Source organism: Aeromicrobium yanjiei, from assembly GCF_009649075.1.
Classification (GTDB): Bacteria; Actinomycetota; Actinomycetes; order Propionibacteriales; family Nocardioidaceae; genus Aeromicrobium; species Aeromicrobium yanjiei.
Window position 1 is genome coordinate 421,407 of sequence record NZ_CP045737.1, and the last position, 13,863, is coordinate 435,269.

Annotated in this window: 8 protein-coding genes; 3 read left to right on the top strand and 5 right to left on the bottom strand. The window is 71.6% G+C overall.

Annotated features, from left to right (window positions below):
• On the top strand, window positions 1-2,502 hold the full coding sequence (locus GEV26_RS02325; protein ID WP_153651569.1) for a glycosyltransferase family A protein: 2,502 nt from the start codon (window positions 1-3) through the stop codon (window positions 2,500-2,502).
• A gap of 6 nt (window positions 2,503-2,508) precedes the next feature.
• Here the strand turns inward: GEV26_RS02325 and GEV26_RS02330 are convergent, their stop codons facing one another.
• Window positions 2,509-3,768: a nucleotide sugar dehydrogenase gene (locus tag GEV26_RS02330; protein ID WP_153651570.1), complete on the bottom strand. Its 1,260-nt coding sequence runs from the start codon at window positions 3,766-3,768 to the stop codon at window positions 2,509-2,511.
• 123 nt (window positions 3,769-3,891) lie between these two features.
• On the opposite strand from GEV26_RS02330, the gene GEV26_RS02335 reads away from it, so the two are divergent.
• Both GEV26_RS02335 and GEV26_RS02340 read left to right on the top strand, forming a co-directional pair.
• On the top strand, window positions 3,892-6,003 hold the full coding sequence (locus GEV26_RS02335) for an acyltransferase family protein (RefSeq protein WP_153651571.1): 2,112 nt from the start codon (window positions 3,892-3,894) through the stop codon (window positions 6,001-6,003).
• 115 nt (window positions 6,004-6,118) lie between these two features.
• Window positions 6,119-8,239 carry an acyltransferase family protein gene (locus GEV26_RS02340; protein ID WP_194839941.1) on the top strand — a complete coding sequence of 707 codons (2,121 nt, stop codon included), beginning with the start codon at window positions 6,119-6,121 and terminating at the stop codon, window positions 8,237-8,239.
• A 112-nt stretch (window positions 8,240-8,351) separates the two neighbouring features.
• On the opposite strand, the gene GEV26_RS02345 is transcribed toward GEV26_RS02340, so the two are convergent.
• The 4 genes from GEV26_RS02345 to GEV26_RS02360 form a co-directional block, all read right to left on the bottom strand.
• Window positions 8,352-10,037 (bottom strand): CDP-glycerol glycerophosphotransferase family protein, encoded by a 1,686-nt coding sequence (locus GEV26_RS02345; RefSeq protein WP_153651573.1) that lies wholly within the window; start codon window positions 10,035-10,037, stop codon window positions 8,352-8,354.
• Window positions 10,034-10,366, bottom strand: a complete 333-nt coding sequence (locus GEV26_RS02350; RefSeq protein WP_153651574.1) for a hypothetical protein — start codon at window positions 10,364-10,366, stop codon at window positions 10,034-10,036. Before GEV26_RS02350 ends, GEV26_RS02345 begins: the two co-directional genes overlap by 4 nt.
• Window positions 10,363-12,846: a glycosyltransferase family A protein gene (locus GEV26_RS02355; RefSeq protein ID WP_153651575.1), complete on the bottom strand. Its 2,484-nt coding sequence runs from the start codon at window positions 12,844-12,846 to the stop codon at window positions 10,363-10,365. The genes GEV26_RS02350 and GEV26_RS02355 overlap by 4 nt, the downstream gene beginning before the upstream one ends.
• Window positions 12,847-12,973: 127 nt before the next feature.
• Window positions 12,974-13,765 carry an exodeoxyribonuclease III gene (locus tag GEV26_RS02360; RefSeq protein ID WP_153651576.1) on the bottom strand — a complete coding sequence of 264 codons (792 nt, stop codon included), beginning with the start codon at window positions 13,763-13,765 and terminating at the stop codon, window positions 12,974-12,976.
• Between the last annotated feature and the right edge of the window lie 98 nt (window positions 13,766-13,863).

Genomic DNA, 13,863 nt, shown 5'->3' on the forward strand with positions numbered 1-13,863 from the left:
GTGATCGGACGAGCGAAGACGACCGAAGCCCTGCCCGACCGGCTGGAGGTCCTGCGGAGGCAGGCTCGCTACATCGGGGTCGGCCCCTACGCGGTCGCGGCGATCGCACTGCGGTTCGGCTTCGCCGACGCGCTGGACCTCGTCTCGCTGATGGCCACCGACGGGCGGCTGGACCACGCGGGCGTCACGAAGGCCTGCGACGACTTCATCGCGACCGGGCAGCTGCACGCCGACGACGAGCTGCGGGCCGCGTTCAGCGCCCGCGGCATCGGTGCGGTGGCCCGGGTCCTGGTCGGTCGGCAGTACCGCGATCCCGACTTCGGCTCCGCCGCGCGGATGCATCGCTTCGCTCATGCGCTGGGGCCGATCGCGGACCAGCCGTTCCACTTCCCGGGGCTGCTGGTGCAGACCAACCTCGCGGCGGGCCAGCACGACTACGTGGCCAGGATCCTGGCCGAGGACCCCGACATCGCCGACGAGCAGACGCACTGGGTCGTCCGCACCGACCGCCTCTCGCCGCGTGCCACCGGCGAGGCGTTCGATGCCGAGGCGTGGTGCGCATCGTTCAACGAGGTGTTCGCCCCGGAGTCGCTGGCCCCGGTCCGCATCGGGGCGGGACCCGGCCCGCTGTTCGACCGGCTCGAGGTCGCCGACCGCTCGGCCCTGCCGGCCGTGGACTCCTCGGCGGGCCCGCTGGTCACGGTGATCATGTCGGTCTACGCACCCGACCACAGCCTCGACACCGCGGTCCGCTCGATCCTGGACCAGACGTGGTCCCGCCTCGAGCTGCTCGTCGTCGACGACTGCTCCCCGGCCGAGCACACCGCCCGGATCGACGCGCTGGCCGAGCTGGACCCACGGATCCGGGTGCTGCACATGCCCGAGAACGGCGGCACCTACCAGATCCGCAACGCCGCGCTCCGGCACGCCCGCGGGGAGCTGGTCACGTTCCAGGACTCTGACGACTGGTCCCACCCCGAGCGACTGGCCCGGCAGGTCGCGGTCCTGCAGCAGCGCCCCGAGGTCGTGGCGTCCCTGACCACCGCGGTCCGCATGCCCTCCGACCTGACGCTCAACCTGGTCGGTTACGCCCCGACCCGCGTCAACGTCTCGTCGCTCATGTTCCGCCGCACCGAGGTGCTCGAGCGTCTTGGCGGCTTCGACCCCGTGCGCAAGGGCGCGGACACCGAGTTCTGGCGCCGCCTCGAGATCGTCTTCGGCGAGGACGCCGTCGTGGCCCTGCCCGACGTCGCCGCCGTCACGCAGCTGACGACCGACTCGCTGTCCCGCGACGACTACGCATTCGGCTGGCGTGCGGCCACCCGGCTCGCGTACACGACCGGCTACCGCCACTGGCACCAGCAGATCGCGGCCGGCGCCTCCCCGTTCCGCGATCCCGATCCGGCCTCGCCGCGTCCGTTCGCGGCACCTCGGGCATTCCTCGGCCGACAGGTCGAGCCGGTGACCTGCGACGTCGCGTACATCAGCGACTGGCGGGTCGGCGTGCACCGCTACGACGGGGCCGTCCCGCGGGTGCGGTCCCTGATCGAGGCCGGGCTCGACGTGCAGCTCGGCGAGTCGATCGCCCTGCGCCATGCGTTCCGCAATCCCCGTCAGCCGCTGCCCGAGGTGCTCGAGATGCGCGCTGCCGGCGACGTCGGCTGGCTGCTGTGGACCGAGCCGGTGGACGCCGCGGTGACCGTCGTGGATTCGCCCGAGCTGTTGATGTTCCCACGTGACGCGGCCGGCGTCCGGGTGACGACCCGCCGCCTCGTGGTGCTGGCCGGCTGCGGACCCCGGCTGGACAACGGCGGCGAGCTGTACGACGCGCGGACGGTCGAGCGCCGCGGGCGTGACCTGCTCGGGGTCGACGTCGAGTGGTGGCCGGCGGACGCTGAGGTCGCGCAGGCGTTGCGGGCTGCCGGCGCCAACGGGACGATCCTGTCGCCGCGACCGTTCGGCGTCGCCAGCGCGGCCGACCGGCTCGAGCCCGGGATGCACTCGCCGCCCACCTTGGGCATGGCGTACATCGAGCGCGAGGCGAGGGACCGGCTCAAGGGAATGCGGATCGCCGCGGCCCTGCCGCCCGGCGGCCCCTACGACGTCCGCGTCCTCGACGAGGACGGCGTCGTGCCGCGGCTGTTCGTCAAGAATCCCGTGCCGGACAACTGGACCGCGGTCAAGGGCGTGTCCGTCGCGGAGTTCCTGCGCGACATCGACGTCTTCGTCGGCCACACGCCCGAGGCCTGGGGCGCCGTGGCGCTGCAGCCGATGCTCGAGGCCCTCGCCGTCGGGGCGGTGCTGGTCGTCGACGAGCGGCACCGTCGTGCGTTCGGGGACGCTGCGCTCTACGGTGCGCCCGAGGACGTCATCGGGCTCGTGGAGCCCATGGTCGCCGATCCGGCGCGCTGGCAGGCCCAGCGCGAGCGCGGTCTGCAGTTCGCCCGCACGGTGCTCGACCCGGCCGACTTCGCGGCGTACGTCGCGAGCCTTCGCCCCTGAGGAGGGTTACAGGCGCTCGACGCCCGGCGCGTCGGTCGCACCCTTGGTGTCGAACAGGACCCGGGCCGTCGCGGCGATGTGCGCGAGGTCGTAGTCGCGGTGGTTCTGCAGCAGCACCGTCACGTCGGCCGTGCGCAGCGCCTCGTCGAGATCGTCCGCGCGGGTGACCGCGACCCCGCCGGGGGTCCAGGAGTCGACGTGGGGATCGTGGAAGAGCAGGTTCGCGGCCTTGTCGCGCAGCAGGCCGGCGAGCGGGGTCGCGGGCGACTCGCGCTGATCGGCGATGTTGGGCTTGTAGGTCACGCCGAGCAGCAGGATCGTCGAGCCGTTGAGCGCCCGGCCGGCGTCGTTGAGCAGGTCCGCGACGCGGTCCACGACGTACGCGGGCATCTGCAGGTTGATCGACTGGGCGAGCTCGACGAACTGGAACGGCCGTCCGAGCGTCGAGCGGACCTTGAACGACAGGTAGTTGGGGTCGATCGGGATGCAGTGGCCGCCGACGCCGGGCCCCGGGTAGAAGGCCTGGAAGCCGAAGGGCTTGGTCGCCGCGTTGCGGATGACCTCCCACAGGTCGATGTCCATCTCGTGGCAGAACTGCGCCATCTCGTTGACCAGGGCGATGTTGATGTGCCGGTACGTGTTCTCCAGCAGCTTGGTCATCTCGGCCTCGCGCGTGCCCTTGGACGGCACGACGGTGTCGATGAACCGGCTGTAGAACGCGGTCGCGACCTTGGTGGACTCCGGGGTGTGGCCGCCGACGACCTTGGGGGTGTTGGCGATCCCGTACGTGGGGTTGCCCGGATCGACCCGCTCGGGGCTGAACGCGAGGTGGAAGTCCACGCCTGCGACGAGCCCGCCCTCCTCGAGGATCGGGCGGACGACCTCGTCCGTCGTGCCGGGGTACGTCGTGGACTCCAGGACCACGAGGTGCCCGGGGCGCAGCTGGCGCGCGATCGTCGTGGTCGCCGAGACGACCGCGCCGAGATCGGGCTCGCCGTCGATCGACAGGGGCGTCGGGACGCAGATGACGATCGCGTCGGCGTCCGCGAGGACGGACTCGTCGGTCGAGGCGGTGAACCCCAGCGAGAGCATCTCGGCGATGTCGGCGTCCGACAGGTCGTCGATGTGGCTGCGCCCGTCGTTGAGCGTCTGGACCATCGCGGCGTTGACGTCGAAGCCGGTGACCGTGAGGCCCGATCGTGCGGCCTGCTGCGCGAGGGGGAGACCGACGTAGCCGAGTCCGATGATGGCCATGTCGACGGACAAGGCGTGCTCCTTCAGTGGTGGAACTGCTGCGTGCGGAAGGTTACCCCACCTCCGCTAGTCTGACCGGGGCCCGGGCGCCCGGGACAGGTCGACAACCAGGCGCGAAAGACGGAGCCCCAGACGATGGCAGCTGTGACCGGGCGGCATCGCGCCGAGCGGCCCACCCGACGACCTGACCACGGGCGCACCCTGCGGCTGGACATCGAGGGCATGCGGGCGATCGCCGTCGTCGCGGTGCTGCTGTTCCACGCGGGACTGCCGTGGGCGGCCGGCGGCTTCGTCGGGGTCGACGTGTTCTTCGTGCTGTCGGGCTTCTTGATCACCGGTCTGCTCGCGCGGGAGATCTCGCGCAGCGGACGGATCCGCATCGGCACCTTCTGGGCCCGCAGGGTCAAGCGGCTCCTGCCCGCAGGTGCGGTGGTGCTCGTGTTCTCGGCCGTCGTGGCGTACGTCTACCTGCCGATCACGCAGCGCGACGAGTTCGGCGGTGACATCGTCGCGGCCGCGCTGTACGTCGTGAACTGGCGGCTCGCGGAGCGTTCGGTGGACTACCTCGCCGAGGACGTCGGGGCGTCGCCCGTGCAGCACTACTGGTCGCTGTCGGTCGAGGAGCAGTTCTACGTCCTGTGGCCGCTGCTGATGCTCGCGGTCGCGGTGCTGGCCGCCCGCCGGTGGAGGGGCGTGGCGTTCGGGGTGCTGGGGCTCGTGACGGCCGCTTCCTTCGCGTGGTCCGTGGTCCAGTCCCACAGCCACCCGGGGACCGCATTCTTCGTCTCGACCACGCGCGTCTGGGAGCTCGGTGTCGGCGCGCTGCTGGCCCTGGCGGCCACACGGGTCGCGGCGCTTCCCGCGGCCGTGCGAGCCGCGGGGGGCTGGGTGGGCCTGGCCCTCATCGCGTACGCGGTGCTCGTCTTCGACGCCGGGACGACCTGGCCCGGTGCCAACGCCCTGGTGCCGACCGTCGGCGCCGCCCTCATGATCGCGTCGGGCCTCGCCACCACGCCGGGATCGCCCCAACGGATGCTGAGCCTCGCGCCGATGGTGTGGATCGGCGGTCTGTCCTACTCGATCTATCTGTGGCACTGGCCGGTGCTCGTGGCCGCGCAGGCCCACGACCCCGATCTCGCGCAGGGCTGGGTCGTCGCCCTCGTGCTGGCGTCGATCGCGCCGGCGTGGCTGTGCCACCGCCTGATCGAGAACCCGGTCCGCTTCGGGGCGGCGTTCCGGTCCACCGGCCGGGCGCTCGGGTTAGGCGCGGCGCTCACCGCGGCGGGCGTCGCGGCGGGCCTCGTGCTCGCGACGAGCAGCGGCTCGACCGACCTCACCGAGGCGACGCTCCCGGACAGCCCGGGCGCAGCGATCCTGGAGACCGTGCAGGGACAGGTCACGCAGTGGAGCGATCTGCAGACGGCCGATCCCATCCGCCCGCTGCCGGGGGACGCCGAGCGGGACATGCCCCCGCCGGACGAGCAGCGCTCGTGCCAGACCCGGTTCGGCGACGCGACGGCGCGCACGTGCGTGTTCGGGGACCCGGACGGGGACCGGACGGTGGTGATCACGGGCGACTCCAAGATGCAGGTGTGGCTGACCGCGCTGGACGACATCGCGGCGGACGAGGGCTGGCGACTCGTGCAGCTCACCAAGTCCGGCTGCGCGTTCGCCGACCACACGCGCGGCACGGACATCGACCGTGACTGTCTCGCCTGGGGCAGGGCGGCGCTCCGCACGATCCTCGACCTCGAGCCCGACCTGGTGATCACCTCGCAGCGGCACGGCACGGCGTACGAGCCGGGCACCAAGAGACTCACGCAGGCAGCGATGGTCGACGGACTGTCGACGTACTGGGGCGCGATCACCGCGCGGGACATCCCGCTCGTCACGATCCTGGACAACCCCAGCCCGGACCGGGAGGTGCACGAGTGCGTCGCGCAGCACCCGTTCGCACTCGACCAGTGCGCCTTCGACAAGGAGCGCGGCATCGCGGTGTCGGCGGCGGCTGCGCAGCGGGCCGCGGCCGACCGCGTCGGGGGAGTGGGCATCGTGGACCTGACCGACGTGATCTGCCCCGATGCCGGCCGGTGCGCACCGGTCATCGGCAACGTGCTGGCGTACCGGCAGGGGACCCACCTCACCCGGTCGTACGTCGACTCGATGCGTCCGCAGCTGGCGGCGGCGCTGGCCCGGGCGACGGACGGTGCGCTGGGGGCCGGCGACGGGCGCCCCCGCTCGGGGTGACGGTGGTCACCGCCGCCGCGCGCGGTCCCCGGTCGGCTTTCGCAGATCCGATAACCTGTCCGAGGCCCACGGCCCGTCCTGACCGATCGACCCCGCCCAGATGGGATCCGCGCGCATGACCACCGCACAGCACCTCTCAGGCGGCAGCAGCGCGACCCTGACGAAGCCCGACCACGGCCGCACCATCCGCCTCGACATCGAGGGCATGCGCACGATCGCGGTCGGCTCGGTCCTCATCGCCCACGCCGGCGTGCCGTTCATGGCCGGCGGCTTCGTGGGCGTCGACGTGTTCTTCGTGCTGTCCGGATTCCTCATCACGGGCCTGCTCGCGCGGGAGGTGTCCCGCACGGGCCGCGTCAGCCTCAGCACGTTCTGGGCCCGCCGCATGAAGCGGCTCCTGCCCGCGAGCGCGACCGTGCTCGTGTTCTCGGCCCTCGTGACGTACTTCTTCCTGCCGATCACGCAGCGCAAGGACTTCGGCGGCGACATCATCTCCGCGGCCGCGTACGTCGTGAACTGGCGCCTCGCGGACCGTGGCGTCGACTACCTGGCCGAGGACATCGGTCAGTCCCCGGTCCAGCACTACTGGTCGCTGGCGGTCGAGGAGCAGTTCTACGTCGTCTGGCCGATCCTCATGCTCGTGATCGGCCTGGTCGCGGCCAAGCGCTGGAAGCGCGGGGCGTTCGTGGTCCTCGGCCTCGCGACGGTCGCTTCGTTCGCGTACTCGGTGCAGCAGACGGCCGACAGCCCCGCGACCGCGTACTTCGTCACGACGACGCGCATCTGGGAGCTCGGGATCGGTGCGCTGCTGGCGCTCGCCGCGAACCAGGTCGACCGGCTCCCGTCCGTGCTGCGCGCGATCGGCGGCTGGGTCGGCATCGCCCTGATCGCGTACGCGGTCTTCGTCTTCGACGAGTCGACGACGTGGCCGGGCGCCAACGCCCTCGTGCCGACAGTCGGCGCCGCGCTCATGATCGCGAGCGGCCTGTCACCGACGCCGGGGTCGCCGCAGCGGCTGCTGAGCATCAAGCCGATGGTCTGGATCGGCGGCCTGTCGTACTCGATCTACCTGTGGCACTGGCCGATCCTGGTCGCGGCGCAGGCCGAGCGTCCGGACATGCGGCTGCGCTACCTCGTGCTGCTGATGGTCTTGTCGATCGTGCCGGCGTACCTCAGCAACCGGTTCATCGAGAACCCGGTCCGCTTCGGGTCGTTCTTCAAGCCCAACGGCCGGGCGATCGGCATGGGGCTCGCGCTCACCGCGGTCGGCGTGGGCGTCGGCCTCGCCCTCAATGCGTCGGTCAGCCTCGGCTCGAACGTCCGGGAGGCCAGCACGTCCGGCAGCCCGGGTGCCGCCGCCCTGCTCGACCCCGCCAACAAGGACGTCGTGTGGAGCGACATCAAGTCGGTCGACACCATGCGACCCCTGGCGACGGGAGCGGTCGACGACCGGCCGCCGTTCTACGACGACGACTCGGGGTGTCAGGTCCGTGGGGGCGACCCGAAGCCCAAGCTGTGCGAGTGGGGCGACACGTCCTCGGACCGCACGGTCGTCATCATCGGCGACTCCAAGATGGCGCAGTGGCAGACCGCGCTCGAGGAGATCGCGAAGGACGAGGGCTGGAAGCTCATCCAGATCACGAAGTCGGCCTGCCCCTTCACCGACGCCAGCATCGATCGCAGCAACAAGGTCGACTGCCGCCAGTGGGGCCGCACCGCCCTGCAGGACATCCTCGAGCTCAAGCCCGACCTGGTCATCGCGTCCCACCGCATGCAGGACGCGCTGCCCGAGGGCAAGACCGACGACAAGGACGCCACGGTCGACGCGATGGCCGACGGCATGGCCCGCTACTGGAAGACCCTCACCGACGCGGGCATCCCTGTCGTCGCGCTGCTCGACAACCCCGCGCCGACCAACCAGCCCGTGTACGAGTGCGTCGCGCAGAACCCCGAGGACCTCACGGCCTGCGCCTTCGACCGCGAGCGGGGTGAGTCCGGCTCCGGTGCGCCTGCGGCCCTGCGCGCGGCCAAGCAGGTCCCGGGCGTCAAGATCCTGGACATGTCCGACACGATCTGCCCCGACGGCGGCCGCTGCTCGGCCGTGATCGGCAACGTCCTGGTCTACCGCCAGGGCACCCACCTGACCAAGACCTTCGTCGACAGCACCAAGAAGCAGCTCGCCGACGCCCTCCACACCGCCTCCGACGGAGCCTTCGGCCGCAAGCTCCCGGATTGACGGTTTCCCACGGGACCGTGGTGTTTGGTCACTTACCTCGTGTTGAGACGCGAGGGGAGTGACCAATTCCCACGGGACCGTGGGAAACCGGCAACGGCGCCGCGCCCGCGGGTCAGGTGATGCCGCGGGTACGGACGAGGTGCTCGATGGCCTCGACGGCGCGGCGGGAGTTGTCGCGGTCGTGGAACGTGAAGGCGTCCTGGGCGCGCCGGTCGTACTCGGGCTCGCGGACGCAGTCCGCCACGAGATAGCGCTCGACCGCGTCGATCGTGGCGTCCAGGTCGTACGTCACGGGCCCGAAGCCGTCCCGCTCGTGGTCGAACCAGGACGGCTCGGCGTGCCCCGCGGAGAACTCCTCGCGGTCGAAGTGCGTGTAGACCATCGGGGTGCCGAGATAGGCCAGGTCGAAGTGCACCGACGAGTAGTCGGTCAGGAACAGGTCGCAGCGCCGCATGACCTCCTGGATGTCGGAGGCACCCCCGTCGAGGATCGTGACCCGGTCACCGCCGACCGTCGGGTCCGCGTACTGCGCGCGCAGGTTGTAGTGGGGCATGAACTCGAGCCGGTGGTCGTGCTGCTCCAGCAGGGCGTGCAGCCGCTCGCTGGTCAGGAAGCCGTCGACGAAGCGCTGGTAGGTCGAGCCCTCGAACGGGATCTCCCCGCTCGACCCGTCGCTGAACAGGTCGGGCGCGAGATAGCGGCGCCACGTCGGCATGAACAGGATCGTCCGGCTGCGCGGCGTGGGCACGAGCGCGTCGAACCGGGGCAGCCCGGTCTCCGCGATCTGCTGGTCGTAGCCGGACGTCGCGCGCACCGCCTCGGTCTCGGCGTGGCTCGCGGTCAGGAACAGGTCGTAGCCGCCCGTGCGCCGCCGCACGTCCTTGGTCTTGTCGTTGACGCCGTGCTTGAGATAGACCCGGTACGCGCCGATCCGCCAGTTGAGCTGGCGCATGTAGTGCTGCTTCTTCCACCGGCTGGGGAGCATATGCTTGACCGAGTACGCATTCGCGAGCACCGTCGCGTGCACCATCAGGACGCGGTGCCGCCACGACGAGTGCTTCACGACCCGGCCGAGCGCGGACAGCTCCTCGAAGCGGTCGCTCGAGGGGTCGAGCACGTAGTACGCCCGGATGTCGGGGCGCTCGCGGCGCAGGTACGTGAACAGGTGGAAGCCGTTGTCGCGAGCGGTGTCGGCGCGTTCACCGACGAGCCAGATCTCGCGGCCCACGAAGAACGGCAGGGTCAGCGCACGCAGCGGCTGGACGAAGGCGTACGGACGGCGGCGCACGATGTCCTTGAGCGCGCGGACCGCCCGGGCCGCGGTCCACCGCACGCCGGCGAGTGGGGCGGGGTACGCCTGTGCGACCACCTCGGCGCGCTCGGACGGCGAGGGGTACAGCTGGAGCCGGCGACCCGAGGAGACGATCGGGCGGGACGTCGCGAGCGCGCCGGGGGCGGCGTGGACGACGACCCGCGACGGCTCGCCGCCCGGCGTCGTCAGCTCGATCTCGAGGCCGGTCGTGCCGACCGGGATCTGCTCGATCGGCACGTCGGCGACGAACCCGGTCCAGCGGTGGGCCCCGTCCTCGTAGCGCAGCCGCGGCTCCGCGACGGCCTGCACGACCTCAACCCCGTCCGGATCGCTCCAGTGCAGCGTGAGCGTCTGGTCGGCGGGCGGCTCAGCGCCGTCGGTGCCGGGACGCCGGCAGGTGCCGGTCAGGCGCAGCGTGCGGCCGCCGTCGACGACGTCGAGCCCGTGCAGGCTCGCCGCGATGATGCGGACGGGCTCGGCGGTCACTTCGTGCGGGCGTCGAGCTCGGCGATCGCGTCCAGGATCGACTGCCGGGCCCGGGAGAGATCGGCCAGGGTGCGGGCGGACGACTGGTCGACCGCGGTACGTACCTCGGTCGTCACGCCGGGCTGCTGCGCCGGCGCGGTGACGAGGTAGCCGGCGATGGCGCCCTGCAGCAGCAGGATCGCGAACAGCACGAGGTCGTACTCGTCGGCCAGCAGCCCGACGACCCCGACGACCAGCAGGATCGCGGTCGCGAGGGCCAGTGCCTTGGTGCGTTCGGCGACGAGGCGTCGCGCGTACGACTTCGCGGTGCCCTGCCAGGTGCTGCTCATCGGGATCCCCCTGTGGTGGTCAACGTGCGGATCGCCGCGACGTACGCCGCGGCGGACAGCTCAGTCTGGCAGAACGCCAGTGAGCGCCCCTGCTGCTCGGCGAGCAGCGCGGGGTCGGTGGTGAGCTTGTCGAGGAGCTGCTCGAGCGGACCGTCGTCGAGATAGAGCGCGGCCTCGCCGAGGACGCCGCGCAGGGCCGGGTCGGCGATCACGACGCAGCCGCGTGCCATGGCCTCGACCGCGGGTCGCAGCAGTGCAGAGCCGGCCACGGCGGGCGCGGGCACGACCACGACGTCGCACTGGTCGTAGAACTCGCTCGCGGCGATGATGTCGGTCGAGAAGGCCAGGACGCCGGGCACTGCCGGTGCAGGACGGGTGGGGTCCTGGAGCACGCGCACGTCGTGGTGCGCGACCGGCGGGAGCAGGCGGGCCAGCTCGGCCGGGGACGCCTGCTCGACGGGGTACGCCGAGGGGTCCGCGATGCCCAGGACCAGACGCTCGCCGATCCGCCGGCGCGGGAAGCGGGCGACCGTGGTGATCTCCATCAACCGCGGAGGGTGGACCGTGCCGGTGACCCCACTGGCCCAGATCGCGCGACCGATCTCCTCGGTCGCCGGGATCCACTCGGCCGGCCGGTTGAACATGCGGCGCACCGCCGCCTCGATGTGGGGCGGTTCCCACGAGACGCGCGGCGCAGTGCCCTCGGAGGGCAGTCGGTCCGCGATGACGACGACCCGCTGCGGGGTCATCGCGACGGCATCGGTCGAGCGAGGCAGCGCGAGGAGCTCGACGTCCCTGATCAGCAGCACGGTGGGGGACACCGGGGCGCCGAGGGTCATCCACGACGTCACGTCGTGCGCCATGAGGTCGAGCAGGTCGGCCCGCGGGTAGTGCCGCTTCTGGGACGCGAACCGCAAGGCGTCGGTGCGTGCGAGCCCGACGCGCAGCCCGTCGGCGTGCAGGGCGGCGATCTCGCCGGCCACGCCCGAGCCGGACTGCGGCCCGGGGCGCGGATCGGTCAGCACCACGACGTCGGGGCTCGTGTCGGGGTACGTCGTGCCCTCGAGCTCGGGCGGGGCCGGGAACGGCCGGCGCCCCTCGGCGTCCGGCGAGCGCGGCTCGATCCCCTCGGTGCGGATGCGGTGGTGCCAGTGGCGGAACGCCGAGTGGTAGGACACCCGCGCGGGCCGGTGCCAGCTCGGACGGAAGTCCTCGCGTGACAGCGACCCGTCGGTGAGCTGGTAGAGCGAGAGCGGCTCCTTGAGCGTCGTGACCGCCTGCTGCCCGAAGACGGCCGCGATCCGCTCGATGTACTCGGTGTCGGCGGCCTTGCGCATCTGGTCGAACGGGCCGAGCCGGCCGAGGACCGCCTCACGCTTGAACAGCAGCGAGGGTGCGTTGTGCGCGAACGGCAACGAGCCGACCCGGGTCATGTAGAGGTCGGTGTGCAGCCGGATCGACTTCGACAGCGTCGCGACGAGGCGCTTGTCACGGGCGAACGCGGCCATCTGGCGCTCGAGGCGCTGCGGGTGCGACCAGTCGTCGCCGTCCTGGATGCCCGCGAGCTCTCCGCGGGCCAGCGACAGCCCCAGGTTGCGGGCCCGGTACGCCCCGCCGTTCTGCGGCATCCGGTGGTACGAGACGCGGTCGCTGAGCGCCCGCACCTCCTCGAAGATGTCCTCGTGCCCTTCCGGGCTGTGGTCGTCGACGACGATGACCTCGACATTGCCCCAGGTCTGGTCGAGCACCGAGCGGGCCGCGGTGAGCAGGCTGCGGGTGGGCGCGTAGACCGGCATCACGATGCTGATGAGGGGTCCGTCGACGGACCCGGCGGCGGCATTCGTGCGCACGGTGTCGAACGGGGTCGCGGTCGCCTCGAACGTCATCGGGGCCAGCCCTCGGTCGATGAAGGGGGCGTTGAACGCCTGCTGCCAGGTCTCGAGGGACGCCGGCTCGACGCCGCGGAAGGGGTTGATGATGTCGGTGTTGGCGGCCCAGTGGTACCAGGACCGCGCGTCGTTGGTGACGACGTCGGGATTCGCGTGCGAGGTGTGCTGTCGGACGTAGTCGACCCGGCCGACCGCGAGGTGCACCTGGACGTCCTGGCGGTCGTACTCGTACGGGACGCCGTCCCGGTCGGCGATCTTGCGGGCGAGCGCGAACAGGTCGGCGGCCGCGGTGAAGTCGCCGTGGGAGCCGAAGGCGAGCCCCAGCTCGAGGTACGCGAAGGCGTACGTGCCCGGGGCGTGCAGCGGGGTCAGGGCCCGGTCGACGACCGGACGCCCGTGGGTGAGGTCGGCCGCGATGCCGATGATCTGGTCAGCGGTGTAGGTGCCGCGCGAGGCCATGCGCGCCAGCAGCTCGATCGAGTCGGCGTACTCGTAGCGCAGCAGGGTCGCGGCGAGCCGCGCGGCCGAGACGACGCCGGAGTCCGCGAGGTCGACGAGGTGCGGAGGGAGGCCGGGTGTCTGGGGGCTCACCGGTGGGGGTGCTCGCTTCCGGGTCGACTGCAGGGCACGGGACAAGGCGGTCGTGCCTCGTCAGAATACCGGGGACCCAGGCGGGGTCGCGCCGCCGTCGCGGCGCGCCGCCGTCGTCCCGCCCGGCTCAGCCGATCTCGATGACGACGGGGGCGTGGTCGCTCGCGCCCTTGCCCTTGCGCTCCTCGCGGTCGATCCACGCCGAGTCGACCCGCGCGGCGAGCGCCTGCGAGGCCAGGATGAAGTCGATGCGCAGACCGCGCTTCTTGGGGAAGGCGAGCTGCTGGTAGTCCCAGTACGTGTAGACGCCCGGGCCCGGGGTGTGGGGACGCACGACGTCGTCGTAGCCCGCGTCGAGGATGCCCTGGAACGCATCCCGCTCGGGCTGGGAGACGTGGGTGTGGCCCTCGAAGACCGACATGTCCCACACGTCGTCGTCCTGCGGCGCGACGTTCCAGTCGCCGGTCAGCGCGATCTGCGCGTCTGGGTTGTCGGCCAGCCAGTCGCCCGCGACCTGGCGCAGGCGCTCGAGCCAGGCGAGCTTGTAGACGTAGTGCGGGTGGTCGACCTCGCGGCCGTTGGGCACGTAGAGGCTCCAGACCCGCACCCCGCCGCACGTCGCGCCGATCGAGCGGGCCTCGACGACCGCGGGATCGCCGAACGTCGGCTGGTCGTCGGCGAACTGGGTCGCGACGTCCTCCAGGCCGACGCGGGAGATCAGCGCGACACCGTTCCACTGGCTCAGGCCGAAGTGGGCGACCTCGTAGCCCATCGAGGACAGCTCGAGGCCGGGGAACTGGTCCTCGCGGCACTTCGTCTCCTGGATGGCCAGGACATCGATGTCATTGCGCTCGAGCCACCCCGTCACGCGGTCGATGCGGCTCCGGATGGAGTTGACGTTCCAGGTCGCGATACGCACCCCCTGAATCTATCTGGTGGGACCGACGCCGGGTGGAGGGGTGACAGATGAGGCTGCTGGGGCGCACCATGGGAGGTCTTGTCCCGGGAGGTGGTCGG

What these genes read in the sequence shown, in the direction of transcription:
- GEV26_RS02335 (WP_153651571.1), top strand. Translation starts at nt 3,892, where the DNA reads ATGGCAGCTGTGACCGGGCGGCATCGCGCCGAGCGGCCCACCCGACGA.
- GEV26_RS02350 (WP_153651574.1), bottom strand. Translation starts at nt 10,366, where the DNA reads ATGAGCAGCACCTGGCAGGGCACCGCGAAGTCGTACGCGCGACGCCTC.
- GEV26_RS02340 (WP_194839941.1), top strand. Translation starts at nt 6,119, where the DNA reads ATGACCACCGCACAGCACCTCTCAGGCGGCAGCAGCGCGACCCTGACG.